Annotated in this window: 26 protein-coding genes and 1 pseudogene; 15 read left to right on the top strand and 12 right to left on the bottom strand. The window is 64.1% G+C overall.

The annotated features are described in order from the left end of the window. The first annotated feature begins 383 nt into the window (after positions 1-383). From ctaD to M1248_RS04770, 4 genes are all read left to right on the top strand, one after another. On the top strand, positions 384-2,129 hold the full coding sequence (gene ctaD, locus M1248_RS04785) for a cytochrome c oxidase subunit I (protein ID WP_317147708.1): 1,746 nt from the start codon (positions 384-386) through the stop codon (positions 2,127-2,129). A gap of 72 nt (positions 2,130-2,201) precedes the next feature. After that, complete coding sequence (locus tag M1248_RS04780; RefSeq protein WP_317147707.1) at positions 2,202-2,732, top strand: hypothetical protein; 531 nt, start codon at positions 2,202-2,204, stop codon at positions 2,730-2,732. A 113-nt stretch (positions 2,733-2,845) separates the two neighbouring features. Next, positions 2,846-5,404: a heavy metal translocating P-type ATPase gene (locus tag M1248_RS04775; protein ID WP_317147706.1), complete on the top strand. Its 2,559-nt coding sequence runs from the start codon at positions 2,846-2,848 to the stop codon at positions 5,402-5,404. Then, the gene (locus tag M1248_RS04770) at positions 5,404-6,120 is read left to right on the top strand and encodes an adenylate/guanylate cyclase domain-containing protein (RefSeq protein ID WP_317147705.1); all 717 of its coding nucleotides are present in this window, start codon (positions 5,404-5,406) and stop codon (positions 6,118-6,120) included. The genes M1248_RS04775 and M1248_RS04770 overlap by 1 nt, the downstream gene beginning before the upstream one ends. Before the next feature lie 24 nt (positions 6,121-6,144). On the opposite strand, the gene M1248_RS04765 is transcribed toward M1248_RS04770, so the two are convergent. Beyond that, positions 6,145-7,086 (bottom strand): L,D-transpeptidase, encoded by a 942-nt coding sequence (locus M1248_RS04765; RefSeq protein ID WP_317147704.1) that lies wholly within the window; start codon positions 7,084-7,086, stop codon positions 6,145-6,147. Positions 7,087-7,258: 172 nt separating this feature from the next. Here M1248_RS04765 and M1248_RS04760 point away from each other — a divergent pair, with 172 nt between their 5' ends. Then, positions 7,259-8,029, top strand: a complete 771-nt coding sequence (locus tag M1248_RS04760) for a cytochrome c biogenesis CcdA family protein (protein ID WP_317147703.1) — start codon at positions 7,259-7,261, stop codon at positions 8,027-8,029. A gap of 40 nt (positions 8,030-8,069) precedes the next feature. Next, a complete protein-coding gene (locus M1248_RS04755; protein WP_317147702.1) occupies positions 8,070-9,998 on the top strand; it encodes a cytochrome c oxidase assembly protein in 1,929 nt (642 codons plus the stop codon). 104 nt (positions 9,999-10,102) lie between these two features. Here the strand turns inward: M1248_RS04755 and M1248_RS04750 are convergent, their stop codons facing one another. From M1248_RS04750 to M1248_RS04730, 5 genes and pseudogenes are all read right to left on the bottom strand, one after another. After that, complete coding sequence (locus M1248_RS04750; protein WP_317147701.1) at positions 10,103-10,762, bottom strand: DsbA family protein; 660 nt, start codon at positions 10,760-10,762, stop codon at positions 10,103-10,105. A 208-nt stretch (positions 10,763-10,970) separates the two neighbouring features. Continuing rightward, positions 10,971-11,543, bottom strand: coding sequence for a hypothetical protein (locus M1248_RS04745; RefSeq protein WP_317147700.1), 573 nt, complete (start codon positions 11,541-11,543; stop codon positions 10,971-10,973). Between the two features lie 35 nt (positions 11,544-11,578). After that, a pseudogene (locus tag M1248_RS04740) lies at positions 11,579-11,770 on the bottom strand (DUF3703 domain-containing protein); the annotation flags it as partial. 234 nt (positions 11,771-12,004) lie between these two features. Continuing rightward, positions 12,005-12,274 (bottom strand): metal-sensitive transcriptional regulator, encoded by a 270-nt coding sequence (locus M1248_RS04735; RefSeq protein ID WP_317147699.1) that lies wholly within the window; start codon positions 12,272-12,274, stop codon positions 12,005-12,007. Between the two features lie 74 nt (positions 12,275-12,348). Next, positions 12,349-13,221, bottom strand: coding sequence for a sulfite exporter TauE/SafE family protein (locus M1248_RS04730; protein ID WP_317147698.1), 873 nt, complete (start codon positions 13,219-13,221; stop codon positions 12,349-12,351). A 231-nt stretch (positions 13,222-13,452) separates the two neighbouring features. Between M1248_RS04730 and M1248_RS04725 the strand changes: the two genes are divergently transcribed. Continuing rightward, the gene (locus M1248_RS04725; protein ID WP_317147697.1) at positions 13,453-14,832 is read left to right on the top strand and encodes a rhodanese-like domain-containing protein; all 1,380 of its coding nucleotides are present in this window, start codon (positions 13,453-13,455) and stop codon (positions 14,830-14,832) included. A gap of 54 nt (positions 14,833-14,886) precedes the next feature. On the opposite strand, the gene M1248_RS04720 is transcribed toward M1248_RS04725, so the two are convergent. From M1248_RS04720 to M1248_RS04710, 3 genes are all read right to left on the bottom strand, one after another. Then, the gene (locus tag M1248_RS04720) at positions 14,887-15,582 is read right to left on the bottom strand and encodes an adenylate/guanylate cyclase domain-containing protein (protein ID WP_317147696.1); all 696 of its coding nucleotides are present in this window, start codon (positions 15,580-15,582) and stop codon (positions 14,887-14,889) included. A gap of 96 nt (positions 15,583-15,678) precedes the next feature. After that, a complete protein-coding gene (locus M1248_RS04715) occupies positions 15,679-16,305 on the bottom strand; it encodes an isoprenylcysteine carboxylmethyltransferase family protein (RefSeq protein ID WP_317147695.1) in 627 nt (208 codons plus the stop codon). After that, entirely contained in the window at positions 16,305-16,931 is a 627-nt protein-coding gene (locus M1248_RS04710) for a class I SAM-dependent methyltransferase (protein ID WP_317147851.1), read from the bottom strand. Before M1248_RS04710 ends, M1248_RS04715 begins: the two co-directional genes overlap by 1 nt. Positions 16,932-17,060: 129 nt before the next feature. Here M1248_RS04710 and M1248_RS04705 point away from each other — a divergent pair, with 129 nt between their 5' ends. From M1248_RS04705 to M1248_RS04685, 5 genes are all read left to right on the top strand, one after another. Then, complete coding sequence (locus M1248_RS04705) at positions 17,061-17,456, top strand: metalloregulator ArsR/SmtB family transcription factor (protein WP_317147694.1); 396 nt, start codon at positions 17,061-17,063, stop codon at positions 17,454-17,456. Then, positions 17,453-19,414 (top strand): cation-translocating P-type ATPase, encoded by a 1,962-nt coding sequence (locus M1248_RS04700; RefSeq protein WP_317147693.1) that lies wholly within the window; start codon positions 17,453-17,455, stop codon positions 19,412-19,414. The genes M1248_RS04705 and M1248_RS04700 overlap by 4 nt, the downstream gene beginning before the upstream one ends. 97 nt (positions 19,415-19,511) lie before the next feature. Continuing rightward, on the top strand, positions 19,512-20,111 hold the full coding sequence (locus tag M1248_RS04695) for a cadmium resistance transporter (protein ID WP_317147850.1): 600 nt from the start codon (positions 19,512-19,514) through the stop codon (positions 20,109-20,111). Positions 20,112-20,309: 198 nt separating this feature from the next. Continuing rightward, positions 20,310-21,026 carry a serine hydrolase gene (locus M1248_RS04690; protein ID WP_410506626.1) on the top strand — a complete coding sequence of 239 codons (717 nt, stop codon included), beginning with the start codon at positions 20,310-20,312 and terminating at the stop codon, positions 21,024-21,026. 300 nt (positions 21,027-21,326) lie between these two features. Next, positions 21,327-21,995 (top strand): DUF305 domain-containing protein, encoded by a 669-nt coding sequence (locus M1248_RS04685; protein WP_317147848.1) that lies wholly within the window; start codon positions 21,327-21,329, stop codon positions 21,993-21,995. 10 nt (positions 21,996-22,005) lie between these two features. On the opposite strand, the gene M1248_RS04680 is transcribed toward M1248_RS04685, so the two are convergent. After that, entirely contained in the window at positions 22,006-23,196 is a 1,191-nt protein-coding gene (locus tag M1248_RS04680; RefSeq protein ID WP_317147692.1) for a sensor histidine kinase, read from the bottom strand. Next, entirely contained in the window at positions 23,193-23,939 is a 747-nt protein-coding gene (locus M1248_RS04675) for a response regulator transcription factor (RefSeq protein ID WP_317147691.1), read from the bottom strand. The genes M1248_RS04680 and M1248_RS04675 overlap by 4 nt, the downstream gene beginning before the upstream one ends. 582 nt (positions 23,940-24,521) lie before the next feature. Here M1248_RS04675 and M1248_RS04670 point away from each other — a divergent pair. Both M1248_RS04670 and M1248_RS04665 read left to right on the top strand, forming a co-directional pair. Then, entirely contained in the window at positions 24,522-24,731 is a 210-nt protein-coding gene (locus M1248_RS04670; protein WP_317147690.1) for a hypothetical protein, read from the top strand. Further along, entirely contained in the window at positions 24,731-25,651 is a 921-nt protein-coding gene (locus M1248_RS04665) for a M56 family metallopeptidase (RefSeq protein WP_317147689.1), read from the top strand. Before M1248_RS04670 ends, M1248_RS04665 begins: the two co-directional genes overlap by 1 nt. A 314-nt stretch (positions 25,652-25,965) precedes the next feature. Here M1248_RS04665 and M1248_RS04660 read toward each other — a convergent pair whose 3' ends face one another. Then, entirely contained in the window at positions 25,966-26,118 is a 153-nt protein-coding gene (locus tag M1248_RS04660; RefSeq protein WP_317147865.1) for a hypothetical protein, read from the bottom strand. Between M1248_RS04660 and M1248_RS04655 the strand changes: the two genes are divergently transcribed. Further along, positions 26,053-26,586 carry a response regulator transcription factor gene (locus M1248_RS04655; protein WP_317147847.1) on the top strand — a complete coding sequence of 178 codons (534 nt, stop codon included), beginning with the start codon at positions 26,053-26,055 and terminating at the stop codon, positions 26,584-26,586. The genes M1248_RS04660 and M1248_RS04655 overlap by 66 nt on opposite strands. The last annotated feature ends 171 nt before the right edge of the window (positions 26,587-26,757 follow it).

The raw sequence follows: 26,757 nt of genomic DNA, 5'->3' as shown, positions 1-26,757 counted from the left end.
TAGCCGATCGCACTCGACTCGGCAAGCCCGGTCTTGGAGCTTGGCGCACGTATCACTACTTCGCCCGGTATGTCTGGAGCGCATACGGGGCCGAGAGCAGCCATATCTCCGCAACACCGCTGTGGTACGTAAGACCTACATACGCAGTAACAAAGTACTTGGCAAACCTCAGCCCTAGGCAAGCGATCAATTCCGGGAGGGCCGGGGCGGGTGCGAGTACTCGGCACCCGCCCCGGCGGGACACCCGTCTTGCCGGGTGGTGCGGCCTACGGTAGGGCGTGTTCAACTACCTCGATTAGTACTAGGCTACTCAGTAGATCAACCTACTGAGTAGATCAGTAGATCGCACATCACGTCACCTAACTAGTAGCGGGAGAATTTCGTTGGTCGCCGAAGCGCCGCCCGTTGGAGAACTCGAGGCTCGCCGTCCCTTCCCGGCCCGCATGGGACGAAAAGGCAACCTGATCTACAAGCTGGTGACGACCACCGATCACAAGCTGATCGGCATGATGTACGTCGTCGCATGCTTCGTGTTCTTTTTTGCTGGCGGGTTGATGGCGCTGTTCATCAGGACCGAGCTGGCGATACCGGGTCTGCAGTTCCTGAGCAACGAGCAGTACAACCAGCTGTTCACCATGCACGGCACGGTGATGTTGCTGTTCTACGCAACGCCGATCGTCTTTGGGTTCGCCAACCTGGTTTTGCCGCTGCAGATCGGTGCGCCAGACGTCGCCTTCCCGCGGCTCAATGCATTCTCGTTCTGGTTATTTTTGTTCGGTGCGCTAATCGCGATGGGCGGCTTTATCACGCCGGGCGGTGCCGCTGATTTCGGGTGGACCGCCTACACGCCGTTGTCGAATGCCATCAGTAGTCCCGGCGCGGGCGCGGATTTGTGGATCATGGGTCTTATCGTCGGCGGGTTGGGTACCATCCTGGGCGCGGTCAACATGATCACGACGGTGGTCTGCATGCGCGCCCCCGGTATGACGATGTTCCGGATGCCGATCTTCACGTGGAACATCCTGGTGACGTCGATCCTGGTGCTGATCGCGTTCCCGATCTTGACGGCCGCACTTTTCGCGTTGGCGGCCGACCGGCATCTCGGCGCTCACGTCTACGACCCGGCCAACGGCGGAGTCTTGTTGTGGCAGCACCTGTTCTGGTTCTTCGGGCACCCCGAGGTGTACATCATCGCGTTGCCGTTCTTCGGCATCGTGTCCGAGATCTTCCCGGTCTTCAGCCGAAAGCCGATCTTTGGCTATACCACGCTGATCTACGCGACGCTCTCGATCGCCGCACTCTCGGTCGCGGTGTGGGCGCATCACATGTACGCAACGGGAGCCGTTCTCCTACCGTTCTTTTCGTTCATGACGTTCCTGATTGCGGTACCCACCGGTATCAAGTTTTTCAACTGGATAGGCACGATGTGGAAGGGACAGTTGACATTCGAAACACCGATGCTGTTCTCGGTGGGCTTCCTCGTCACCTTCCTACTTGGCGGCCTTTCGGGCGTGCTGCTGGCCAGCCCGCCGCTGGACTTCCAGGTCACCGACTCGTACTTCGTGGTGGCGCACTTCCACTACGTGCTCTTCGGCACGATCGTGTTCGCCACCTATGCGGGCATCTACTTCTGGTTCCCGAAGATGACCGGCCGTCTCCTCGACGAGCGACTGGGCAAGCTGCACTTCTGGCTGACCTTCATCGGGTTCCACACCACCTTCCTGGTCCAGCATTGGCTCGGTAACGAGGGCATGCCGCGCCGCTACGCGGACTACCTGCCGTCCGACGGGTTCACGACGCTCAACGTCATCTCGACGATCGGCGCGTTCATCCTCGGCATCTCGACGATCCCGTTCGTGTGGAACGTGTTCAAGAGCTGGCGCTACGGAGAGCCGGTCACGGTCGACGATCCCTGGGGTTACGGCAATTCGCTGGAATGGGCGACCAGTTGCCCGCCGCCGCGCCACAACTTCACCGAGCTGCCCCGCATTCGTTCGGAGCGGCCCGCGTTCGAGTTGCACTATCCGCACATGGTCGATCGCATGCGCACCGAGGCCCACGTGGGTCGCGCGCACGGGCCGGACGACGGCGACGTGACGCGGTTGGACAACGAGAACGTCCGCACTTGACATGTCCGGCTCAGTGTCGCTCCGAAGCCAAATGGACAAGACAAATCCAAGCCGAGAGGTCTCGTGAACACGATGCGCGGTGACTTCGAGTTGGCCGAAGTGATGTGGGAGTCGGCCGACCCCTGTCTGTCGGAAGCCGAGCGGCAAGCAGTGCTCACGGCGTTGCATGCTGGTGAGCCATACACTGCGATGCTGGTGCTTGCCACCGCATTGTCGCGCAGCGGATATCCGGTCCCGTCCGACGTGCATATTGAGTTCTGCGAGTGGTTACGGCAGCTGCCCGAATGGGATACGCACAACGGTGGAGCAGCTGTCCAGCTCGAACTCCACGTGATGGCGGCCGACATTCAGGTGAGCACAGTCCCAGGCGCCGATGACGGTCCCTTCGGCGACGCGACTCTGTGCTACTTCGTTCTCGACGACGCGGGAGTGGCGGACGCTTCGCGCGACCGCCAGGCAGATGCGTTGAGGAAATGGCTACAAGTGAACAAACCCAGCCCGTCGCTGCGCGCGGACATGCAGGCCAACGGATTCGGATATTTGCTACCGACGCCAGAACCGCCGCCGGCAGGGGGCCATCGCACAGGTGGCTCCGACAGGTAGCGCCGCATTCTCCGGCGTTGCTGTCCGAGCTGCGGGCTTGGGTTAAGCAGAAAGGTCGATTCCGAACGTTAGGGGTTGACGAGGTATATGCTCACATGCGTATAGTCGCATATATGACGTCCAACGACGAATGTGGGGCGCGCGGTGACGCTTCGGGATCGTCTTCGAGCCAAACTTTGGCGCTCCATCTCACCGACCTGATGCCAGGTAGCGATGAACGTTGCGCCGACCGACTGACAGATGAATTGGTCGATAGCGCGATTATCGAGGACGCTCACGTCATCGACGGCGCGACGCTGACGCCACTCCTATGCGTGCATTACGACGGTGCCGCAGCAACTGCAGTCGACGTTCAGCGGCGGGCATGGCAGGCGGCCGAGACCATCAATTCGCGATTCGGCCATCTGCGCTGGTTAACGAGCGAGACCTACGTCGATGAGCAGGCGCGAACAGCGCTGGTTCACCAGCTAGCCGCCGTGTCGGGGGTAGTCAGCGCGGTGGCCACTCCAGACTCGGTCGAGGTGGAGTTCGAGCGCGCGAAAGTGACAGCTCAAGAACTCGTCGATGTGCTCGCCAGTGAATCCGCACCCTTCAGGACTGTGGTGCCTGGCGTAGAGAATGCCGCTGAACATCATGACGAACACCGGGACGGCGCCGGGCACCACCACGAGCATGGCGGGATCTTCGGCGAGCGCACCGAACTGATCTTTGCGGGTCTGGCGGGGACGCTGCTCCTGGTGGGTTGGTTGCTAGCGACCTTCGCCGACACACCGCGCTCCGCGGAGTTGGTCGTCTACTCACTAGCCTTCTTCTTCGGTGCGTTCTTCACCGTGCAGGAAGCCTTCGCCAGCGTTCGACAGGGCCGGTTCGAGATCGACTTCCTCATGCTGGTGTCGGCAGCCGGTGCGGCGGCGCTCGGTGAAGTCGCCGAAGGCGCTCTCCTGCTATTCCTGTTCAGCGTCGGGCACGCGCTGGAGGGCTACGCGATGGGCCGCGCCCGCCGGGCGATCGAGGCGCTCGCCGAGCTCGCTCCGAAGACAGCCCTGGTTCGACGCGGCGGCACGGGCGACACCGTGGAAGTACCGGTGGGCGACCTGCGCATCGGGGATATCGTCGTCGTGCGACCCAACATGCGGCTCGCTGCCGACGGCTTCGTCGTGGCTGGTGCCAGCAGCATCGATCAAGCCCCCGTGACAGGGGAAAGCGTTCCCGTCGACAAGAACCCGGTCCCGGACGTGGCGGCAGCTGCGGCGTCACCCGACCTGATCGACGCGGCATCGCGGGTGTTCGCCGGCACGATTAACGGCGCCGGCGCCATCGAGATCCAGGTGACCCGGCTCGCGAGTGACTCCACCCTGGCCCGAGTCGTCCGGTTGGTCGCTGAGGCGCAGACCAAGACCACCTCCACCCAGCGCTTCACCGACCGGTTCCAGCGCATCTTCGTGCCGACAATCCTCGTCGGAGTCGTCCTACTGCTGTTCGCCGGTTTCGTCGTCGACGAACCGTTCAGCGCCACTGTGTACCGTGCACTCGCCGTCCTGGTGGCCGCCAGTCCGTGTGCGCTGGCGATCGCCACACCCAGCGCGGTTCTGTCGGCGGTGGCGCGCGCGGCCAGAGCCGGAATCCTGATGAAGGGCGGCGCCGCGCTGGAGGAGTTGGGCCGCGTCGATGTGCTGGCTTTCGACAAGACCGGCACCCTCACCGAGGGCAGGCCCAGGATCGCCGACGTCGTGGCGAGCGTGGACAGCGATGACGTGGAACTGCTCGCCGTCGCCGTCGCCGTCGAGGAGCAGAGCGATCATCCACTGGCCCGTGCCATCGTCCGCGACGGCCGCGAGCGCCTTGCTGGGGCGACGGTACCGCGCGCGACCGACGTCCGAGCCCTGACAGGCCGCGGCATCGTCGCGTCCGTCGACGGGGTCGAGGTCCGCATCGGCAAGACTGAACTGTTCACCGACGCCGCCGAGCACCCGCCGAACCATTTGGCGGGCGAGGTGGAGCGCCTCGAACAGGCCGGCCGCACCACGATGCTCGTCCGCGCAGGCGAGCGTTGGCTGGGTGCGATCGGGTTGATGGACGTTCCTCGGGCGGAGGCGTCGACGGTCATCGCCCGTCTCGCCGAGATTGGGGTCTCGAACACTGTGATGCTGTCGGGAGACAACCAGCGGGTGGCCGACGCCGTCGCCGGCGAAGTCGGTGTCGCCTACGCCCGCGGCGACTTGATGCCTGAGGACAAGGTGGCCGAGATCGCCGCCCTGCGCCAGCGTTATGGACGCGTGGGCATGGTGGGTGACGGCGTCAACGACGCGCCCGCAATGGCGGCCGCAAGCGTAGGCATCGCGATGGGCGCGGCCGGTTCCGACGTTGCCCTGGAAACCGCTGACGTCGCGCTGATGGCCGACGACCTGCGGGCGTTGCCGTTCGCGGTGAGGCTGAGTCACCGCTCCTCACGGGTAATCAAGCAGAATCTATGGGCAAGTCTCGGGATCGTCGCGGTGCTCATTCCGGCGACGATCCTCGGATTGGGCATCGGCCCTGCCGTGCTCATTCACGAGGGCTCGACACTCATCGTGGTCGCCAACGCGCTTCGGCTCTTAGGGATGCGGATGGAACCCGTACGAGCACCAGAACCGAGCGTCAAGTCGGACGCGAGCCACCTGCAGGATCCGTGATGATGTTAGGTGCAGCAACTAGATTCGAGCACGCCGACGTCGAAGCAGCCGTCGTCTTCGTCGACATGTCTGGATTCACCGCGTTCACCGAAACCCACGGCGATCACAGTGCCGCACAGCTGGCAGAAACATTCACCGCCACAGCCACACAGGTTCTCGGTCCCGTCGACGAACTCATCAAGACCATCGGCGATGCGGTGCTGGTGGTGTGTGAGAATCCGACTACGGCAGTGAATTTCCTCCGACGGCTCACCGCCGAGACTGGTCTCATTCCCGGCTTTCCAATGCTGCGGGCCGGCGTCGCCGCCGGCACCGTGGTGAAGCGGAACGGAGACGTCTTCGGTTCGACAGTCAACACCGCGGCGAGGCTCGCTACCCTCGCGCAGGCCGGGCAGATCGTCGTCAACGACGGTGTCGCGTCGGCGCTTTCGGCAGCCGATCTCGCCGCGATGACCGCGTTGGGATCGCTGGCGCTGCGCAACGTCGGATCGCCTATTGACGCATTTGCCCTCGACATCGGTACCCACCACCAAGAGCATGTAGATCCGGTCTGTCGGATGCACGTCGCAACGGGCGCCCCTGAATTGACGATCACACAGTCGGGCACGTCGTACCGCTTCTGTTCGACGGCCTGCATGCAGCAGTTCGCCCAGCGCATCGTCGGTGACACCGCCTCGCCTCCTGACAACGAGGGGGCACGGCCATCGGATCGGTGAGACGCGAGACCCGTTGCGCGCGTGTCAGATCTGCCAGTCCTGCGCGCCGTCGTTCTCGTTGTACACGCCGAGGGAGTTCTTGACCACGACCGGGTCGCCGCTGCCGAAGGTGTCATAGAACCACTGGGCGTTGGCCGGACTGAGGTTGGGGCAGCCGTGGCTGACATTGCGCTTGCCCTGGTCAGCCACCGACCAGGGGGCGCCGTGAACGAAGATGCCCGCGTTGTTGATGCGTACCGCGTCCTTCACTTTGAGCTTGTAGCCCTCGGCGGAGTCGATGGGCACGCCGTAGGTCGAGGAGTCCATCACCATGTCGGCGAACTTCTCAAGCACGTAATAGGTGCCGTTGGGAGTTTCATAGCCCGGCTTTCCCAGAGATACCGGAATCGTCTTTTCGAGCACGCCGTTGCGCATCACCTCCATTTGGAGGGTTGCGTTATCGATGGTCGCCACCAACGCGTCACCGGTGCGAAAGCTCGATTTCGTTCCACCCGCGTCGATGGTGACCGTGGTGTTGGCGGGCCAGAAGTCGATCGGGCGCCACCTGAGTTGGGTCGCGCTCATCCAGTAGAACTTGCCGGGAACCGGGGGGTTCGACGAGACGTGGACGGCCTGCTCGGCCAGAGGCCGGTCGGCGATCGACCGCTGAAAGTTGATGATGATGGGTTTGGCCACGCCAACGATCGAGCCGTTCACCGGGTTGAACGTGGGGGGCGCGAAAACTGGCGGGCCGAGGTACGGTGCCGGATTTTGGCCGGCGGGTGGGTCTGCTGCAGCTGTCGGCGCCGAGCCGAGGGATGGCATGAACGGGTCCGACGCCGTCGGTGCGGGGATCGCCAGAGGGTCGCCAGGCGCAGGCACGGGTACCGGCGGTTGGGCGGAGGCCGACATCGCGGTCAGGAGCGTCATCGCCGCGAAGAGGGACGTCAGCATCGCGACGACTGGCCTCAGCGGCGGACACCGCATACAGGTCTCCTCCCATTTACCGGTCGCCGTCAATGCATTGAGGCGTCTACGCTGCCGAGTTGATACGTAGTTACATAGTAGATGATGGTGCAGCCCGTACAGCAGCATGACTGCTGACCTAGGTAGTAGATGTGGAGGTTCTGGCAGGTGGATATGAAGAGTCTGGAACGTCGTGACTAATTTCACGGAGATCGCCACGTCGGGACACGTGCTGTTAGCCGTCCTTGTCTCGGTGCTGGCGGGGCTGGTGTCATTTGCATCGCCTTGCGTCGTTCCGCTCGTACCCGGGTATCTGTCCTATTTGGCGGCCATTGTTGGCGTCGACGACGAGGCGCGTGCCCAGCGGCAAGTCAGCGCGCGCCTGCGGGTCGCAGGCGCCGCAGGCTTGTTCGTCGCTGGCTTCACGGCGGTGTTCCTGATGGGTACTGTCGCGATCTTGGGTCTGACGTCGACGGTGATCAGCAACGGGTTGTTGTTGCAACGCCTTGGTGGCGTCATCACGATCTTGATGGGTCTGGTGTTTATGGGTGTCATCCCCGCACTGCAACGCGAAGCGCGTTTCACGCCGAAGTCGTTGTCAACGCTCGGGGGTGCACCGCTGCTCGGTGCGGTCTTCGGGCTCGGCTGGACCCCTTGTTTGGGTCCGACGCTTACGGGTGTCATCGCAGTGGCCTCTGCCACCGAGGGGCCGAATGTACTCCGTGGTGTCTTGCTCGTAGTCGCCTACTGTCTGGGGCTGGGCGTCCCGTTTGTGCTGTTAGCGGCCGCATCTGGGCGCGCGGTTGGGGCCCTGGGCTGGCTTCGCCGAAACACCCGACGAATTCAAATCTTCGGCGGCGTACTCCTCGTCGTCGTCGGCATCGCCTTGCTGACCGGATTGTGGAATGAGGTGGTGTCGTGGGTGCGCGATGGGTTCGTCAGCAACACCACACTTCCGATATGACGGTGCGGGACCGGCTTTTCGCGCGGACGGAGCGCATGAGGTGACGGCGACTTCCGTTGCCGCCGGGCGCCGCCGGACGGTGTGGCCAGTGTTGCTCGGTGTCGCATTGGTGGCGGGCGTCACCGCCGCCGCGATCGGTGCCCTCGTGCTGGCCGACGCGCTTGAAGTGACAGGACTCAGCGATCCAGGGCCGATCACCACCTACGGGCTGTCCTTCCTCCGTGCCGCCGGCGAGGTCGCTGCGATGGTGGCGATCGGACACTTCTTGTTCGCCGCCTTCCTCGTGCCGCCACAAACCAGTGGAGTGCTCGACGTTGACGGGTACCGGGCGGTGCGGGTCGGCGCTGTCGCTTGTGCGTTGTGGGCGGTGTGCGCTGCGCTGTTGGTGGCGCTGACAGTCTCCGATGTGTCGGGGGTGCCGTTGACTGACCTGACACCACTGGACGTTTGGTCGGCGGCCGACCTTGTCGAAACCACGGCGGCGTGGCGCACCACCTCGATTCTGGCCGCGGTCGTCGCCGCGGCGAGTCTGACGGTGTTGCGGTGGTCGTGGACACCCGGCTTATTGGTGGGCGGGCTGGTGACGTTGGTGCCGGTCGCAGTGACGGGGCACTCTTCCACGGGCGGATCACACGATATCGCGACCAACAGCCTGCTCATCCATCTGATTGCCGGGTCATTGTGGGCCGGTGGACTGGTCGCGCTGCTCGTACACGCACTGCGCGGTGGCAGTGGCACCGACGTCGCCGCCCGGCGATTCTCGGGTCTGGCGCTTGGATGCTTCGCGGCGATGGCTGTCAGCGGACTGGTCAATGCAGCGGTCCGGATCGACGTGTCGAACCTCTGGGATAGCACCTACGGTCTCTTGCTCGTGGCGAAGGTGGCGGCGCTTGTCGGACTCGGTGTCATTGGGTGGCGCCAACGGCGATCGTCAATCCGTGCGCTGCAGCTTGATCCGACTTCACGTCGACCGCTTCTGCGGCTCGCGCTCGGCGAAGCTCTCCTGTTCGGCATCGCCGTCGGCGTCGCGGTCGGGCTTGGTCGCACTCCGCCGCCGCCCGCGACGAGCGAACCCTCACCGGCTGAAGTTGCCCTCGGATTCGACCTTCCCGAAGCGCCGACGATTTCAGGATTGTTTACCGAATGGCGGTTCGACCTGATTTTCGGTACAGCAGCGGTTGTCATGGCCTGCATCTATCTCGCTGGAGTGTACCGGCTGGCCCGCCGGGGTGACCCGTGGTCGAAGCGACGCACCACATCGTGGTTGATCGGTTGCGTCACAATGCTATTCGCTACCTCGTCGGGACTTGGCATGTACATGGCGGCGATGTACAGCATGCACGCCATCGTTCAACTGCTGCTCACCATCGTGGTGCCGGCGCTGCTCGTCCAGGGCGCGCCTGTGACGCTGGCACTAACGGCGCTGAGAGCAGCCGAACCCGGGGCTGCCCCCGGGCCACGCGAATGGGTTCAGGGCGCGTTGGACTCACCGATGACGCGCCTCCTCACCCAACCGTGGACGGCACTGGCGATACTCGTGATGGGCGTCTACGGGTTATGCATTGCTGGCGTCTTCGACATCGCAACTAGCGAACACGCAGCGCACATGGCGACGATCGGCTACTTCCTGTTCAGCGGCACACTGTTTTTCGCTGTCGTCAGCGGCGGGGAGCCGGTGCCGCGGCTGATGCCCAAGGGGTGTCGAGTTGCATTGACGTTGTTTGCGCTGTCACAGTTCGTGTTCGCAGGCATCGTGGTGGTGAGCATGCAGGGTGTCCTCGGCGGTGCCTTCTATCGTTCGTTGAAGCTGAATTGGCATACGAACCTTCTCAGTGACCAAAGAACTGGAGGTGTCATCGTCTCAGTCGGTGGTGCTTTGGCGATGCTGACGGTCATCGCCATCCTGACCGCGCAGCGTACCGGTCGCTTGCGAACGAGAGACGCACTGGCGTCGGCCACTGACGCGTGAAGTTGACGAGCGCGTCGCACACTATGCGGCGGAAAGCAGCGGCAGCGACTACGGTCTGGCCACGTACGCGCACAACGGCGACATAACGACCCATCCCATCTCGGCTACTCCTTCAGGGCCTTTTCAACCGCCGTTGACAAGTCTTCGTAGCTCCTGAACTCCACGCGTTCGCCGTTGAGGAAGAAAGTCGGGGTGCCCTGGACACCGAGGGCCTCACCGTCGGCGACGTCCACGTTGACACGGTCGAGCGTGGCGGGGTCGTTGTAGGCGGCGTCGAACGCGGCCATGTCGAGTCCCAGTTCGGTTGCGAAGCCGCGGAACGTGGAGTCGGCCGGAGTCCGCTGTTCGCCCCATTGACTCTGGGTTTCATACATCTTCTTGTACATCGGCTCGAACTTGCCCTGCTGGGCGGCTGACTCGACCGCACGCGCCGCCCGCTCGGCGTTGAAATGGGACTGAATAGGGAAGTAGCGGATGACGAAGTTGACACGGTCCCCGTACTCGGATCGCGCCTGCTCGACCATCGGGAATGCCGCGCGACATGCCTCGCATTCGAAGTCGAGAAACTCGACGAGGGTGACATCACTGTTCGGCGCGGTATTGAGGCGGCGACTGTTATCTCGAACCAGCTGACCTACCTCGCCGCCCTCGGCCTGCGCCGCGGCGGGCGTGTCCTTTTCTTGGACCGAGAGGTAGACGCCGGCCCCGATTATCACGGTGATGACGGCAAACGCGGTCAGCAGAATGCGTGTGATGGGTGCCATCTGAGTACGTCCTTCTTCCAGAGAGTGTCTGTTCTTCGCTGGGGCGGCCACGTACCGTAGCGGCGCGCCGGAACGGACGTGAGGATGTGCATCTCTCCTCCGACTATATACGTAGGAAAACCGTAGATCTTCGGCCGCGACCCTCTCGCGAACACCTCGAACCGACGCCGAAGCAGCGCCCGTGCCCTAGAGCGTCTCCGCCGTCGCCCTAGGTGATGGATGGTGCTCGAGCGAGACGCCACATCCCCCACCAGGCGACCGGAGCCAGCGCGACTACGCTCCACATTCCCGGCACGTAGCCGGCCCCGGCGGGGTCGAGCCACGGGAAGATCAGGAAGTGCGCCAACTCGGTCAAACCCATCGAGGTGAAAAACGTCCACGCGAGATAACGGCCGATCGGCCGCCTGCGGTGCATGAGGACCGGCACCAGCAGCCAGGCGCCGGCCGAAACGACGACCAGCAGGACCACCGGCACCGAGGTCACCGGGGGAGTAGGCACGCCCGTGACCGTCGCCAGGAAGGCGAAAAACTCCATCTGCTTCTCTTCGACGCGGTGAATCACGAACAATGCCAACGCGATCCAGTAGGGCGCGCGAATGTCGGCCCAGCTACCGCCATTCGGCCACGCCAGCCACAGGAGCAAGCCTCCGACGAACCCGGCGGTGAAGATGAGCATTGTCGCCAGCCCGAGCGCCCAATAGCCCACGCCTAATGTCCCGGCCGTCAACGCTACCGCGGCAGCGACGGACGGCGCGGGCAGAGCGCCGCGGTTCGACTCCATGACTGCCATCGTGATCGTGTCCGGTCATCGCCCACGAGAGAGGCGCGGTCGTCGGGTATCGCCATCAGCATAAAGCCTGTAGCGACCCTGCCGGTATTGCCCATCGGATACCGTCCGCTCAACGATCCCGGCGCGGCGACGATGAGGCGGACAACCTGGCCGAGAGCTTCACGACGATCTCGTTGGCGCAGCGCGAGCGCCAGCATCGCCGCGTGGTTGCAGGGGTACGCGTCGCGACCCGCGACACCAAGGCGGTTACAGGGGTGCTTTCGGACGAGGCAGGTGGCAACCGCGCTGCCGCAGTCGCAATCCGATCCTGGTACTGGTCGACGTCAGGACGCGGTCGAATTCACCTGAGGCTGACGAGTTTCCGCTGAACGCCGCAACGCGAAATTCGAACGAACGCACGCGCGACGGCTTGTGCCGAAGGCGTTCAGCATCATTGCGCCGACAGTGACTGGTCATGCGAGCGCGAGGAACAACTTCTCCAGTTCGGCTTCGGTCATCGGCTTGACACCCTCGGTGCTGTCTCCGGTGATGCATTCACGCAGACCGGTCGCAACGATCTTGAAACCCGCCCGGTCGAGGGCCCGTGAGACGGCGGCGAGTTGGGTGACGACGTCTTTGCAGTCGCGTCCCTGCTCGATCATCGAGATCACTCCGGCGAGCTGTCCCTGAGCCCGCCGCAGCCGATTCAGTACTGCGGCAATGCTGTCTTCGTCGCCAACCATCGCGGTTTCCCTTCTGCGGTTTCAAGCAGGTCAACATTACCCGTGGGGGTATTCTTCCCGGTGCACTCACCGGGTCAGGCCGCGGCCGCTGGCTGCACGCGAGGGATGAGCCGCCGCAGCGGGCAGTAGGCGGTTCGACGGCAGGTGACATACGTGCCGACGCCGATCATGATCAGCGCTGCGGACGCGGCTCCGACGGCCGGGGTTGTCTCCTGCGCGAGGATCACCGACGCCATCAGCAGAACGAACCAGCCGAAGAGCGTGCGCAACGCGTCGGCATCGACCGCGCCGGAAAGGCGTGCGCCGATCAGAGCGCCCACAACGGCGGCGGCGGTGACCATAGCGGCCAAAGGCCAGTCGACGTGTCCGCTGGCCAGATGGCCCGTGAGACCGGCGAAGGACTGCATCGCGATGACCACCAGCGAGGTGCCGACCGCGGCGGCCATCGGTAGACCGGCCAGCACGGCCAGCGCGGGCACCAGCAGGAAGCCGCCACCCGCCCCGACCAGCCCGCTGACCCCGCCGACGGCGACACCCAACACGGCCATCTTGACCAAGGGCACGCGCCGGACCTCGTCGCAAGCATTGGTGTTCCTGCGGCCGCGAAGCATCGCACCCCCGGCGGCGATCATGATCACCGCGAGTGAGATCAACAGCGCGGTCCCGGGGATGAAGCGGGCTACCACGCCGCCGCCCAAGGCCCCGGTCATGGCCGCCGCGCCGAATGGCAGCGTGACGCCCCACCGCACCCGCCCGGCCCGCCCATGGGCGATCGCGCCGACCGCGCTGGTGACCCCGACCACCAGAAGCGAACTTGCGATCGCCTGCTTGGTGTCCAGCCCCCCGACATAGGCCAGCAGCGGGACCGTCAGGATCGAGCCGCCCCCGCCCAGCAGCCCCAGCGACAACCCGACCAACACGGCCAAGGCGACGGTCAACGCCATCATGTCGACCGCATCGCGGCAGATTCGACCCTGGCCTTATTCAACATCTCGTGTCGTCCTGTCTGTCGTGGCCGGGGCGGAACCGCACCGTGCCGGGAATACCTCTGGGGGTATGCGCGCTATAGTAGCTGATACCCCCCAGGGTATACATCGGATGACACCGGAATGCGCCAGGGGTATCGGCTCAGGCCGCAAAGGTTTCTGCGTATCCGCGGGACATAGGAGGACGGACGAATGATTCTTGAGCAGTACTACATCGAGTGCTTGTCGCACGCGTCGTATCTGGTTGGCGACGAAACCAGTGGGCGCGCAGTGGTTGTGGACCCGCGCCGCGACATCACCGAATACCTCGACGACGCCGCCAAGCACGGGTTGAGTATCGAAGGCGTGATCAATACCCACTTTCACGCCGACTTCGTCTCCGGTCACCTGGAACTGGTGCAGGCGACCGGGGCGTGGATCGGCTTCGGCGCAGCCGCCCGCACCGATTACCCGATCCGCCGGCTGGCCGATGGAGAACACCTCTCACTCGGCGAGGTGAACCTGGAGATCCTGTCCACACCGGGCCACACCTGGGAATCGATCAGCGTGGTCGTGCGTGAGCATCGCGGAGCCAACCCTGTCGCGGTGCTGACCGGTGATGCGCTGTTCATCGGCGCTGTGGGCCGTCCGGATCTGGCCAATCTTGGTGATGGCTCGACTACCGACCTGGCTCGGGCGATGTACCGAACCATCCACGACACGCTGCTAAGGCTGCCCGATCACGTCACGGTGATGCCGGCGCACGGCGCCGGGTCGTCGTGCGGCAAGAACCTGTCTGCTGAACTCACCTCAACCATCGGCGTGCAGCGGCGTACCAACCCGTCGGTGCAGCCGATGACCGAGGCCGAATTCGTGGAGCTGATCACCCACGGCCAGCCGGCGGCGCCCGCATATTTCTCGGTCGACGCCGCGATGAACAAACGCGTGCATCCACTGCTGGATCAGCACCGCAACATCCCCGAACTGACCGCGGCCCAGTTGCGGTCCGCGCTGGAGGCCGGTATCCGCGTCGTGGATGCCCGGACGGTGGACGACTTCGCAGAGGGTCACCTCAGTGGATCGGTCAACGTCGGTTTCGACGGCCGCTTCGCCGAGACCGGCGGTATGGTCGCCGATGTGGGCGAGAAACTCGCACTGATTACCTATCCCGGTGAGGAACAGGCGGCGGCCCTGCGGCTGGCACGGATCGGCTCCGACAACGTGATCGGCTTTCTGACCGTCGACGAAGGTGGTGCTTTTCCCGCCGAACTGGCCGATCTTGTTCGATCAGCATCGCGGATCGGCGTCGCTGAGCTCGACCGGCTGCGGGCCGAGAATGCGGTGACGGTGATCGACATCCGCAATCCCGGCGAACGCGAAGTCGGGACGATACCCGGCGCGGTGCACATCCCGCTGGCGCAACTGCGCACCCAGCTGGCGCACATTTCCGGTGACAAGCCGATCGTGGTGCATTGCGCCGGCGGCTGGCGTTCCAGTGTGGCCGCCTCACTGATGCGGGCCGACGGATTCGGACGCGTTAGTGATCTGATCGGCGGTTACAACGCATGGGCGCAGGCCCATGCCGCAGCGTGAACGACAACTGCGCCGACCGATCTGAGCCCGGCGCCAGGTGAGCCCGGTCTGTGCTCAGTCCTGGCTTATCCCACGCTGGTGGCGATCGCTGACTGTTTCGACACTCGCGTATTGCGCTGGTGCGGCGGCGAATCGTTGAGCGCACTCTGGTGAGCAGAACCACCAGTCGCGGTCGGCGTGACGCAGATGGCTGGCCGCCGTGCCAGGGTCGACCCGCACGCGGCACACCGGGTCGGTGGGATAGCGGGCCGCCGCCAGGCCCACCGCGTACACCTCCATCGGTGTCGCAATGTTGCGGAGTTCCTCGGCGCCCAATGGATCTGGCGAGAGACCGAGTTGCGCGCAAGCCTGACGAACTTTGTCGGTCACCACAGCCTGCCCAGCACCGGCCACCGCCGTGATGCGGGCGGCCACATTCACGCCGTGTCCGAAGTAATCGTTGTCGCGGTGCACCGCGCTGCCGTGGTGAATGCCAGCCCGCAGCGCAAGGAAGCCATCCTCATCGGCGGCCCGGTCAGCGAGCTGCAGGATCGTCGCCACCATCTGCTCGGGCTTGCTGGCGCGCAGCATGACCGCATCACCCATCGTCTTGACGATGGTGACGCCCGGCCCGAGCGAGTCACGGGTCACGGCCAGCAGGCGGCCGGCCAGACTGGCCGCCTGTTCATCACCGCACATTTCAGTCAGGACGCTGAACCCAGACAGATCGACGAACGCGAACGTCGCTTCGACACTTTCACATTCGGTCACCTGATCGTCCCTCCATCATCATCGGATGCGCTCATGTCTGGCGGCGCTTCCGTATCTGCATGCCTCGCAGTGCTCAGCAGGATTGGTACCCGAATGCTAGGTCCTGTGCTGGTGTTCGGGTTGCAGGCGCCCGATGCCGGGTAGGAAGCGGCCAACGCGGGAGGTGTACTCGGTGTAGGCCACGCCGTGGGCGCGGCGTAGGTAGGGTTCTTCGGCCAGACGGACCTGCACCTCGATGCCGATTACGGAGACCACAAGGCCGGCCACTGCCACCGCGTTGGGCACCATGAGCGCCAGGCCGACAAACGCCACAGTTGCGGCGGCGAAGATCGGGTTGCGAACGACCCGGAATGCGCCGGTGGTGACGAGACTGGTGCGTTCTGCCTCGTCGATCCCGGTGCGCCAGGATGCGCCCATTGCCATTTGAGCGCCGAAGGCCAAGAGCATGCCGAGCACCGCGAACGCGACACCGACACCGCTCACCAACGGATGATCCAGGATCGTGAGCGGCGACATGCCGGCCAGGTCGGCGATGGGTGCGCCGACACCCACTGTCAGCCAGCCGAGGTCGGTCCCCGCCAGCGCCCACCACTGCAGTGAGCCATCGGGTCGCAAGGTGCGCCGAGTGCCGATCTCGCCGGTGCGGCGCCGTTGAATCACTGCGCGCAGGGCGCCCATCACCAGCATCATGGCGGCGAACAAGGCCAGCACAGCGATGGCCATCACCGCTCACCCCCGGCGGGGAGGGGCTTGGCGGCCGCGCCGAGCAGGTAATCGCCCTGAATTCGGGTGAGCGATCCGAGCACCACCAGACCGTGCTGGGTCAGTTCATCGAGGAATTGATCGGCGCTGAATCGGTGCTCGGTGGGGTGATCGAACAGCCGCCGGTAGGTGGGGCGGGCCAGGGCGTGGGCGGTGACCTCCTCGAAATAGAACCGACCGCCCGGTATCAGGACCCTACTGACTTCGGCGATGGCTTCTCGCCAGTCCGGGATATGGTGCACGATCCCGAAATCGAAGACCGCGCCGTAGCTGTCGTCGTCGGCATCCAGTGCGGTCCGCAGATCGGTGGCGCTGCCCTGGGCCAGCCGAACCCGATCCCGATAGCGGGCCAAGCGCCGGCCGGCGCGGCCGATCATCGCCGGGTCCAGATCCACCGCGTCCACGGCGGCCGCGCCGAACCGTTCCAAGATCAGCTGCGAGCCGTACCCGGACCCACAACCGATCTCCAGCGCTCGTGTGCTGGGCAGGAGTCGGCCGCCGAACCGCAGTAGTACCGGCGCCTCGTAGATGCGTTGCAGCCAGCGTCGCGGCGGCGAATTGACCAGCCCGGTCTCGGCCCGGTTCATCAACATCGGAGTTGTCCTTTCGGCGATTGTCAAGGGTTTCCAGGATCACGTCGATTCTCCGAATCAACGCCTATAAGCGCTATCACCGTGATTTGACGATCAATGTGATCTGTACGCTATCATCGTCGTATGGCGATGACAACGGGTAGATCCTCAACGCGGTCGGCCGTAGACCTGGCACCGGCAGTGGCGCTGTTTCACGGTCTTTCCGACCCGACGCGGCTGGCGATCCTGGAGCGACTCGCCGAAGGCGAAGCCCGGGTGGTGGATCTGACGGGGCTACTGGGGGCGGCGCAGTCAACCGTGTCGGCTCATCTGGCCTGCCTCCGTGAATGTGGGCTGGTTGTTGGCCGCCCGGAGGGCCGGCAGATGTTTTACTCGCTGACCCGTCCGGAGCTGATGGAGGTACTGGCCTCGGCCGAAACGCTGCTGGCCGCCACCGGCAACAAGGTGGCACTGTGCCCCAACTACGGAACCCGCGCCCGCACCGGTGCCACGACCAAGACGAAGGGGAGCACCCGATGAGCGACGCGTGCGGCTGCAACGACGAACCCCGCAACGAAGAGTCGGAGGGGCACGAGCCCGAACGGCTATGGGAGGTACGCGAATTACAGTTCGCTGCCATCTCGGGCGTCTTCCTGCTCGCGGCGCTGATCGCCGGGTTCGTAGATGCGACACGTCCGGTGGTGCTCACTTTGGAAGCGGTGGCACTGGTTGTCGGGGCGTACACCTTCGTTCCGTCCACCCTCAAGCGGCTGGCCAAGGGCAAGATCGGGGTCGGCACGCTAATGACCATCGCCGCCGTGGGTGCGGTGATTCTCGGCGAGGTCGGCGAGGCCGCCATGCTGGCGTTCCTGTTCTCCATCAGCGAAGGTTTGGAGGAGTACTCGCTAGCCCGCACCCGCCGCGGACTGCGCGCACTGCTCTCCCTGGTGCCCGACGAGGCCACCGTGCTGCGCGACGGCGCTGAAACGGTTGTCTCGCCAAGCGAATTGCGGGTCGGTGACCGGATGCTGGTCAAATCCGGCGAACGGCTCGCCACCGACGGCGTCATCCGCGAAGGCCGCACCGCACTGGATCTTTCGGCCATCACTGGCGAATCGGTGCCCGTCGAGGCCGGACCCGGTGATGAGGTGTTTGCCGGGTCGATCAACGGCACCGGAGTGCTCGAAGTTGAGGTCACCACCACCGCCGAGGACAACTCGCTGGCCCGCATCGTGCGCATCGTGGAGGCCGAACAATCCCGCAAGGGCGCCTCCCAACGCCTGGCTGACCGCATCGCCAAACCCCTGGTGCCAGGGGTGATGATCGCCGCGACGCTGATCGCGGTGATCGGCAGCCTGCTCGGCGACCCGACCACCTGGATCGAACGCGCCCTGGTCGTGCTGGTCGCGGCCTCCCCGTGTGCGTTGGCGATCTCGGTGCCGGTCACAGTGGTCGCGGCGATCGGCGCTGCAAGTAAGCTCGGCGCGCTCGTCAAGGGCGGTGCCGCACTTGAGGCTCTGGGCGCGGTGCGCGGTCTCGCGCTCGACAAGACCGGCACGCTCACCGCAAACCGGCCCGCCGTCATCGACGTCGCCGTCGCCAACGGCGCCACCCGCGAACAGGTGATGGATCTGGCCGCGGCGCTGGAAGCGCGCAGCGAACATCCGCTGGCCGCGGCGATCCTTGGCGCGGTCGATGACGTCACCCCGGCCAGCGACGTGGAGGCGGTGACCGGTGCCGGGCTGACCGGGATTCGGGACGGGCACACCATCCGGCTGGGCCGCCCCGGCTGGCTCGACCCCGGGCCGCTGGCCGGCGACGTGGCGCGGATGCAGCAGGCCGGCGCGACCGCCGTGCTCGTCGAGGACAACGGCCAGGTGATCGGCGCCATCGCCGTGCGCGACGAACTGCGCCCCGAGGCCGCCAACGTCGTCGCCCAACTGCAGCGTGACGGCTACCACGTCGCGATGCTCACTGGCGACAACCATGCCACCGCGGTCGCACTCGCGCGCGACGTCGGAATCGACGCGGTGCACGCCGAACTTCGGCCGGAGGACAAGGCGCGACTGATTGAACAGCTGCGCTCCCAACGCTCCACGGCCATGGTCGGCGACGGCGTCAACGACGCCCCCGCGCTGGCCACCGCCGACCTCGGTATCGCCATGGGCGCCATGGGCACCGACGTCGCCATCGAAACCGCAGACGTGGCGTTGATGGGCGAAGACCTGCGCCACCTTCCGCAGACGTTCAGCCACGCGCGACGCGCGCGGCGAATCATGCTGCAAAACGTTGGCCTCTCGCTGGTACTGATCGCTGCGTTGATGCCGCTCGCACTGTTCGGTGTGCTCGGACTCGCAGCGGTCGTGCTGGTCCACGAAGTAGCCGAAATCGTAGTCATCGCCAACGGTGTACGGGCCGGTCGAACCACAGCGTTGGCCACCGCGCCGGGGGAACGGTCAGCGAGCCGGACCTCCGCGGCGCCGGTGGGCGCACCCTAGTGAATGCCGGCAACCCCAACTTCGCTCTCGGCGACGCAGTCGTAGTCGCCTCGACTGTTCGACGTGCACGCGATCCCACAGACACCGCGACATGCGCATGATGCTGTCGTCGGTTCTGCCCGCGGTCGGCCTGTTCATCGCCACCAACATCGACGACATCATCGTGCTCTCGCTGTTCTTTGCCCGCGGCGAGGGGCAGCGCGGGACAACGACACGGATCACCGTAGGCCAGTACCTGGGTTTCGCGGGGATCCTGGGCGCGGCGGTGCTTGTGACAGTCGGTACGGGGGCGTTCCTTCCCCCCGAAATCGTCCCTTACTTCGGACTCATCCCCCTAGCCCTGGGGCTGTGGGCGGCATGGGAAGCGTGGCGCGGCAACGATGAAGATGACAACGATGGAGGGGTCACAAGCAAGAACGTCGGTATCTTTGCTGTCGCAGGAGTCACTTTCGCCAACGGTGGGGACAACATCGGCGTCTACGTTCCCGTCTTTCTCAACGTGGGAACAGCGGCTGTAGTGGCCTACTGTGTGGTCTTCCTCCTGCTTGTAGCAGTGCTGGTCCTCGTCGCCAGATTCGTCGCCACCCGCCAGCCGATCGCCGAAGTCCTCGAACGCTGGGAACACGTCCTATTTCCGATCGTCTTGATCGGTCTGGGCATCTTCATCCTGGTGAGCGGCCTCGCTTTTAAGAGGTAGGGCCACTACCAGCCGACACGATGGGCCCGGCCTGCCGACACCTACGTAGACGGGCAGTAGTAAGGCGTGTGCCCACCGGCGTGCCTTCGGCCGTCGTGCGTACGGGGCTGACAGGCTGAGCCTGTGAAGGCGCTGGCAACTGGACTCGTCGCGTTGGCGGTGCTGGTATTCGTCCCGACGCCCGTCGCGAACGCTGACATGGCCCAGCGCATTGCGCAGGCGAACGCCTACCTCGCCACTCGTCCCGGCACCGTCGGCTATGTGCTCCGCGACCGCACGACTGGACAGGCGCACCGCAACGACGCGGCCGGCACGATGATATGGACAGCGTCCACCATCAAACTCGCGATGGTTGTCGACCTGCTGACGCGGGCCCGCGCTGGTCAGATCAGTCTGACCCCGGCCGACAACCAACTCATGGCCGACATGATGCACTCCTCTGACAGCGCCGCCGCCGACACGTTGTGGGAACGCCACGGCGGACCCGATAACACGGCGTTCAACCGCAACTTCCCCACTTACGGAATGACCAGTCTGCAAGCGCAACAGGGCTTCAGCGATACGTACCCCTACTGGGGATTCCAGAAATCCACGAGCGACGACCTGGACCGGCTGATGAACTACACCCTCACCAAGCTGCCGCCGGCCCAGACCGCGGCCATCGTGTCAGAGATGCAGCACCTCGACTCCAACCAACAATGGGGAGTGTGGGGAGCGGGCGCGGCGATGACCCCCGGCAACAAGAACGGATGGTCACAGGAGCAGGGGGGCTGGGTGGTCAACAGCGTTGGTTTCGCCGGTCCTCAACAGCGCTACACCCTGGCAATCATGAACTCACTTGACGGTGAGGGCGGCTACGATGACGGTGTCGAGACGACGACGCGCCTGGCCCAGATTTTGCTATCGCCGGCCTAGCGCAGTGTCCTCACCGTGCTGCTTCATAGGCACGACAACTCCCCATGCGGACCAGTAGTTCGTAGCCGAATTCACCAAAACGACTGCTGCACTTCGAAATCAGTGCACCGCACGCGACTGACGGCGGCATAGCCCATGAGTGCCGCATTCGTCGGCCGTTGGTGGGAAGGTCTTTATCAAATCTTCATCGGAAGTCGAACCGACCCACACTTGAAATCTGAAGGCTGGAGGCAACCGGCGGCAATCGCGCGTGTCGGCATACGCATGACGTCAATGGACGTGATCAGGGAAGGATGTGCGATGCAGCACAAGCGATATGGATTCGGACTCGCGGCGGTGGCGGCGTTGGTCCTCTTCTCTAGCGCCTGTTCGAACACGAACAGCGACACCCAGGCTACGTCAGCCATCTCCGTGACGTCCTCGGTTTCCACTGGCGCTGCCGGAAATGACGCCGCGCTCAACGACGCCGACGTGACGTTCGCTCAAGGCATGATCCCACATCATCAGCAGGCAATCGAGATGAGCGACATGCTCCTTAGCAAGCAGGGCGTTGACCCCCAGATCGTGTCGCTGGCCAACCAAATCAAGAGCGCGCAAGGTCCGGAGATCGAGCAGATGCAGGGCTGGCTCCAAGAATGGGGCGCGTCGTCCACACCCGCGCCCACCAGCAGCGGCATGCCCGGTCATGAAATGCCCGGCGACGGTGACACCAGTCTGATGCCGGGTATGGCAGGCGGGCACGGGATGATGTCTGAGGCGGACATGGCCGCCCTCCAAAACGCACAAGGCGGCGAGGCTGGCCGGTTGTTCCTGTCACAGATGATTGAACACCACAAGGGTGCAATCACCATGGCCCAGCAGGAGATCGACAACGGGCAGTTCCCGGCGGCGGTGGAAATGGCGCGGACCATCGTTTCCAATCAGCAAGAAGAGATCGCCATCATGCAGGGGATCTTCGAAAAGCAATGAGGGGTATTCGCTAGTCAGCGTGTGCGGTCGGCGTCGCCGCAACCGGTGTCTCGTTCTTTCGCGGGCGCGCTATCGGCAGAGCGACGGTGAATGCTGCGCCGGTGCCAGGCCCGGCGCTCATCACGGAGATCGTTCCGCCGTGCGCTTCGACGAGCGCTTTGGCAATCGCGAGCCCTATGCCGGCGCCGCCGTGTTCACGATCACGGGCTGCGTCTGCCCGGTAGAACCGCTCGAATAGACGTGGCAGGTGCTCGGCTGTGACTCCCTGGCCACTGTCGACGACCGCTATAACCAACCGCTCTGCTTCGCGAACGCAACTGACTTCAACCGATCCTTCAGAAGGTGTGTGGCGCAACGCATTGTCGAGCAGGTTGCTTACCACTTGCGAAAGTCGCTGCTCATCACCCCACAATCGGGGCAGGTCATCGGCAACTCGGACGTGTAGTGCCACCTTCTTGGCGTCGTAGCGTTCCTGTACCGCCGCAGCGCAGCGGCGAGCCAAGCGTTCGACGTCGATGAAGCTGTAAGTCATCGAGACCGAACTCTCTTCGGCCTTCGCGAGGGAGGCCAGGTCATTGGAGAACCGCACAAGACGGCCTGTCTGGTCACGCAGCATGGTTGCTGTCTGTGGGTTTAGCGTGCGTACCCCGTCTTCGAGCGCCTCGATGTAGGCCACCAGAACTGCTATCGGAGTGCGAATCTCATGCGCCAAGTCGCCGAACAGTTGCCGTCTCGTCGATTCAACCGATTGCAGCCGGGACGCCATCTGGTTGAAGGCAGTAGCGAGCGCGTCGAATTCATCGCCGAGCCGTGGAGATGACACCCGTGTTTCGTAGTGACCTTCGGCGACGGCGGTAGCCGCTGCCGCGACCTCGGTTATCGATCGCTGCAGTCGCCGGCTGACGTACCAGCTCACCGCTAGAGCAGCCAGCGCCGCCACCGCTACGGCGCCTCCCAACGAGATGGCCGTCGCGTATCCGTACGCTTCCTCGGCGTGGAATTGCTCGACGGAGTCCGCAGCGACTCCGGCTCGATGCAGATGCTCACGAAACAGCGGCGGTCCCACGACACCCGCCACGACTGAAGTCGTCGCTGCGCCAGCGGCCAAGACGATGGCCTGAGCCGCGAGCAGGCGTAAGCCAATGCCGGATCGGCGCCACCGGCCTCGCCGAGACCGCGGGGCGGGGACTGTGGTGGTCACTCTCCCGTTCCCATCCGGTAGCCAACTCCCCGCACTGTGGTGATGTAGCGCGGCCGCGCGGCACCGTCACCGAGCTTCCGTCGAAGATGTCCGATGTGGACGTCGACGAGGTGGTCGTTGCCGACCCACGGACCGTCGCGAGTGATCTCGAGAAGTTGTCGCCTCGTCAATACCATGCCGGGGCGACCTGACAGGGCTTCGAGGATGTCGAACTCGGTGCGCGTCAACAAAATCAACTCATCGTCGATGCGTACCTCTCGGGCCGCCACATCTATAGAGAGCAGTCCGAAGCGTCGCGCTGGTGCGTTCTCGAGGACTGGGGCCGTGCTGGTGGTCGGCACCGCGCGCGGTCGCCGCAGCATCGCCCGGATGCGTGCTACGAGTTCGCGTGGGCTGAAGGGTTTGGTCATGTAGTCGTCGGCCCCGACGGTGAGACCGAGGACGGTGTCGATCTCCGTGTCCCGAGCTGTCAGCATCACGACATATGCGTCGGAGAAGGTGCGCAACTGTCTGCACACCTCTAAACCATCAATTCCTGGCAGGCCTAAGTCGAGGATGACGACGTCGGGGTCGAGTTCGCGCGCCACCGCGATGGCATCGACACCGTTGTCGGCGACGATCGCCTCAAACTGCTCGCGTTCCAGGTAGCTGGCTACAACCTCGGCCAGTGGCACTTCGTCGTCCACCACCAAAGCGCGATAGCCCTTAGCACGCTCCGATGGCGTCCCCGTCGGATGCTCCATGCCACTTATGGTGCCCGCTCTGCCGGTGAAGAAGCACTTGCTTGCATACGCGGGCTCGATCTTCAGCAGATCTTCATAGGACAAATACCGCGTCACTAGATGACAGCGCAACTATGAGCGTCATAGGAGGTGCCTTCGATGTCGTGGATGGACACTTGTCGCAACACTCTTGGATGGCAGGTCTGGCCGCTGCTGTGTGCATCCGTGGTGGTGCTGTGGGCTGTAGCGATCGCTGGCGCTATTGCTCTGCTTAGTTCGTCAGCACGACTTAGTACCTCAGACGGAGCGCCCCGCCGCGATGCTGTGACCCCGACCCTATGGCGGCGGTGCCGATGATGCTGACATGACTCATACTGACCGGCCAAGCTGATTTGCCTAGTGTCTTGCAATGTACTGCTAAATCGTCAGATTCAAAGCGTGGCCACGGATGCGAGCTGCCAGCCGCCCGCTAAAGGGATCCGGCTTGGTGTCACGCAACGGTGCACGTACCAAGCAATTCACCTTTGGACCGCTACATTGAGGAATTGCCGTTGAGTCGCGGAGCGAGTGGCCAGCTCGCCCGCGAGAGCAGGAGTTGGCGACGTGGAACGACGAGGGTTCGGTGACCTCGAAGCGGTGGTCAAGGAGCGGCTCTGGGAGTACGCAGATTCCGTGACAGTGCGCGACGCCTTCGAGGAGCCGTCGCGCCGCCGGCGATCCGCCTACACGACGGGGATGTCCTTTTCCGCTGATCGAATTTGCGAGAAGCTCTGCGTGCAACTCAAGGCGGCTCCGTGCAAGGGCCAACGATGATGACGACAGCCATGTGGCTTGTGCTCTACGGCGGTTTGCTCGCGTGGCTGGCGCCTCCCGCGCTGCGGCGAATGACCAGCAGCGGCACCAGCCCTTACATGGGTGTCGTTGCTTGGCTCGCCACGATTGGCGCCACGCTCATTGCGTGGGTCGTGGCACTGGCTCTGGTTCTCTTCTCAGCATCGGACAGCATCCAAGATGCCTCGGCCGTGACCTTGTGCCTGGAACTGTTCGGCTTCTCGGACCACACCCCGCTGCCAGGACGGATCGGAACAGTGGCAATCATGATTGGGGGCCTACTGGCGCTATGCGTAGTCGGGATACGGGTGGGCCGCTCCATCGCAAGACTTCGCGCTCGAAGTCATGAGCATGCACACGCTGCGCGGATCATCGGAAGGCCAACGGGCCACCCCGACGTGGTCGTAATTGAGGCTGCCCGACGTGCCGCTTATTGTGTCGTCGGGCGGCCGAATGCCATTGTCGTCACCTCCGCGGCGATGAGTTCCTTGGACCCCTCGCAGCTCAAAGCGGTTCTGGCGCATGAGGATGCGCACATCTCGGGCCGACATCACCACATTCTCATGGTGCTACGCGCGCTGGCCACCACACTCCCTCGCCTCCCGCTGTTCGCGATCGCGAACGATTCGGTCGCTGAACTGCTGGAGATGTGTGCGGATGACGCTGCTGCTCGTAGAGTGGGCACTCGTCCATTGCTCGCTGGGTTGCTCACACTTGCCGGCCACCATGCCCCGTTGCCGGAAGGTTTGGCTGCGGCGGCAATGGGGGTCGTTATTCGCGCAATGCGGCTCGCGACACCCACGCGAAGTCACATTCGATGGCGGCACCGCGCCTCGCTCGGCGCAGCGATGGCAGCGATGCTTGCGATGCCCGCGCTCATCCAGGTGCTATGCCACCACTAATTGGCACGTGGCGGGAGGGACCCCTTCGGGCCAGGAATCTGGCACTTGCCCGCGCGCTGGACGCAGCATGGACGACACAACGTACGTGCCTACGTAGTAGATACGTACATTGCGTTACGATAGCCGTCTGCGCGGTGGTTTTTGCGATTGATCGAGAGCGCTTGCCATCGCTGACGCATGCGAGCTAGGAGCCTCACACGACTATCGAGATTGGTCACCGAACCAGCGATTCACCGAGAGATGTGGCCGCCGGGCGCATCCGCGTTCTGCTGCTAGAGCCGCGGCACATCTACGCCGCTAATCTGACGCAGAGGCTACGCGCGCACGAATTCGCCGTTGAAGTCGTGCACTCCGAAGCAGCTGCACTCGATGAGCTGCGAAACGGCGACCCTGACGTCGTGATGGTGTGCATAGGAACAGATGGACCGGGTGCCGCAGTGCTGGACCGCGTTCGGCAGACGGCTCATGTCGGCGTCGTAGCCATTACCGACGCAGATGTCAGACCGCTACTTTCGAATGTCGCACTCATATCTGAAAGAAACATCGAGGGGTTAAATGCTCGTATCCGTAACGTGCTGAGACACAACCGAATCGGTACGCAGACAACGCATCGCGGCTCGAATAGCGAAGCAAAACGGCGGCGCAAAATTGGAGATCTAGAGGTTGATGTGGTATCACGTCGCGTGTTCTTGTGCGGTAATGCGGTGGCGGTCACTCGTATCGAGTTCTCCATTCTCAAAGCGCTTTCAGCATGCCCAGGAGAGCCTCTGACGTGTCGACAGCTGGCAGAGTTCGTGTGGGGGAGATCCGTCACCGGTGGCCGATCCGCGCTTGGAGTACACGTTGGCAGACTCCGTCGCAAGCTGGGCGAGGACTCAGCATCTCCCCGGTACCTGCGCACAGTGCGAGGCGTGGGTTACTGCCTCGGCGGCTGAGCGCGGGTGCGAACGGGTAATGCATACGAGGGGTATTGGGATCGGTCCGGTGTCACGTCTCGATGATCCGAACGACGTACGGTGTCATGCCACCCCTTCGCACTGGTGAAACCTTAATGGGGACTGCCCCGGGTTCAGTTGACTCGCGGGGTGTGAATTTCAGGCCGCGGT

It is taken from the genome of Mycobacterium sp. 29Ha (assembly GCF_032883055.1).
Classification (GTDB): Bacteria; Actinomycetota; Actinomycetes; order Mycobacteriales; family Mycobacteriaceae; genus Mycobacterium; species Mycobacterium gallinarum.
This window is presented reverse-complemented; position numbering and strand designations above follow the sequence as displayed.

Excerpts from the sequence above, each read along its gene's own strand:
- M1248_RS04780 (WP_317147707.1), top strand. The coding sequence starts at position 2,202 with ATGCGCGGTGACTTCGAGTTGGCCGAAGTGATGTGGGAGTCGGCCGAC.
- M1248_RS04775 (WP_317147706.1), top strand. The coding sequence starts at position 2,846 with ATGACGTCCAACGACGAATGTGGGGCGCGCGGTGACGCTTCGGGATCG.
- M1248_RS04770 (WP_317147705.1), top strand. The coding sequence starts at position 5,404 with ATGATGTTAGGTGCAGCAACTAGATTCGAGCACGCCGACGTCGAAGCA.
- M1248_RS04765 (WP_317147704.1), bottom strand. The coding sequence starts at position 7,086 with ATGCGGTGTCCGCCGCTGAGGCCAGTCGTCGCGATGCTGACGTCCCTC.
- M1248_RS04750 (WP_317147701.1), bottom strand. The coding sequence starts at position 10,762 with ATGGCACCCATCACACGCATTCTGCTGACCGCGTTTGCCGTCATCACC.
- M1248_RS04745 (WP_317147700.1), bottom strand. The coding sequence starts at position 11,543 with ATGGAGTCGAACCGCGGCGCTCTGCCCGCGCCGTCCGTCGCTGCCGCG.
- M1248_RS04735 (WP_317147699.1), bottom strand. The coding sequence starts at position 12,274 with ATGGTTGGCGACGAAGACAGCATTGCCGCAGTACTGAATCGGCTGCGG.
- M1248_RS04730 (WP_317147698.1), bottom strand. The coding sequence starts at position 13,221 with ATGATGGCGTTGACCGTCGCCTTGGCCGTGTTGGTCGGGTTGTCGCTG.
- M1248_RS04725 (WP_317147697.1), top strand. The coding sequence starts at position 13,453 with ATGATTCTTGAGCAGTACTACATCGAGTGCTTGTCGCACGCGTCGTAT.
- M1248_RS04715 (WP_317147695.1), bottom strand. The coding sequence starts at position 16,305 with ATGGCCATCGCTGTGCTGGCCTTGTTCGCCGCCATGATGCTGGTGATG.
- M1248_RS04710 (WP_317147851.1), bottom strand. The coding sequence starts at position 16,931 with ATGAACCGGGCCGAGACCGGGCTGGTCAATTCGCCGCCGCGACGCTGG.
- M1248_RS04705 (WP_317147694.1), top strand. The coding sequence starts at position 17,061 with ATGGCGATGACAACGGGTAGATCCTCAACGCGGTCGGCCGTAGACCTG.
- M1248_RS04700 (WP_317147693.1), top strand. The coding sequence starts at position 17,453 with ATGAGCGACGCGTGCGGCTGCAACGACGAACCCCGCAACGAAGAGTCG.
- M1248_RS04695 (WP_317147850.1), top strand. The coding sequence starts at position 19,512 with ATGATGCTGTCGTCGGTTCTGCCCGCGGTCGGCCTGTTCATCGCCACC.
- M1248_RS04690 (WP_410506626.1), top strand. The coding sequence starts at position 20,310 with ATGGCCCAGCGCATTGCGCAGGCGAACGCCTACCTCGCCACTCGTCCC.
- M1248_RS04685 (WP_317147848.1), top strand. The coding sequence starts at position 21,327 with ATGCAGCACAAGCGATATGGATTCGGACTCGCGGCGGTGGCGGCGTTG.
- M1248_RS04675 (WP_317147691.1), bottom strand. The coding sequence starts at position 23,939 with ATGGAGCATCCGACGGGGACGCCATCGGAGCGTGCTAAGGGCTATCGC.
- M1248_RS04665 (WP_317147689.1), top strand. The coding sequence starts at position 24,731 with ATGACGACAGCCATGTGGCTTGTGCTCTACGGCGGTTTGCTCGCGTGG.
- M1248_RS04655 (WP_317147847.1), top strand. The coding sequence starts at position 26,053 with ATGGTGTGCATAGGAACAGATGGACCGGGTGCCGCAGTGCTGGACCGC.
- M1248_RS04660 (WP_317147865.1), bottom strand. The coding sequence starts at position 26,118 with ATGAGCCGTCTGCCGAACGCGGTCCAGCACTGCGGCACCCGGTCCATC.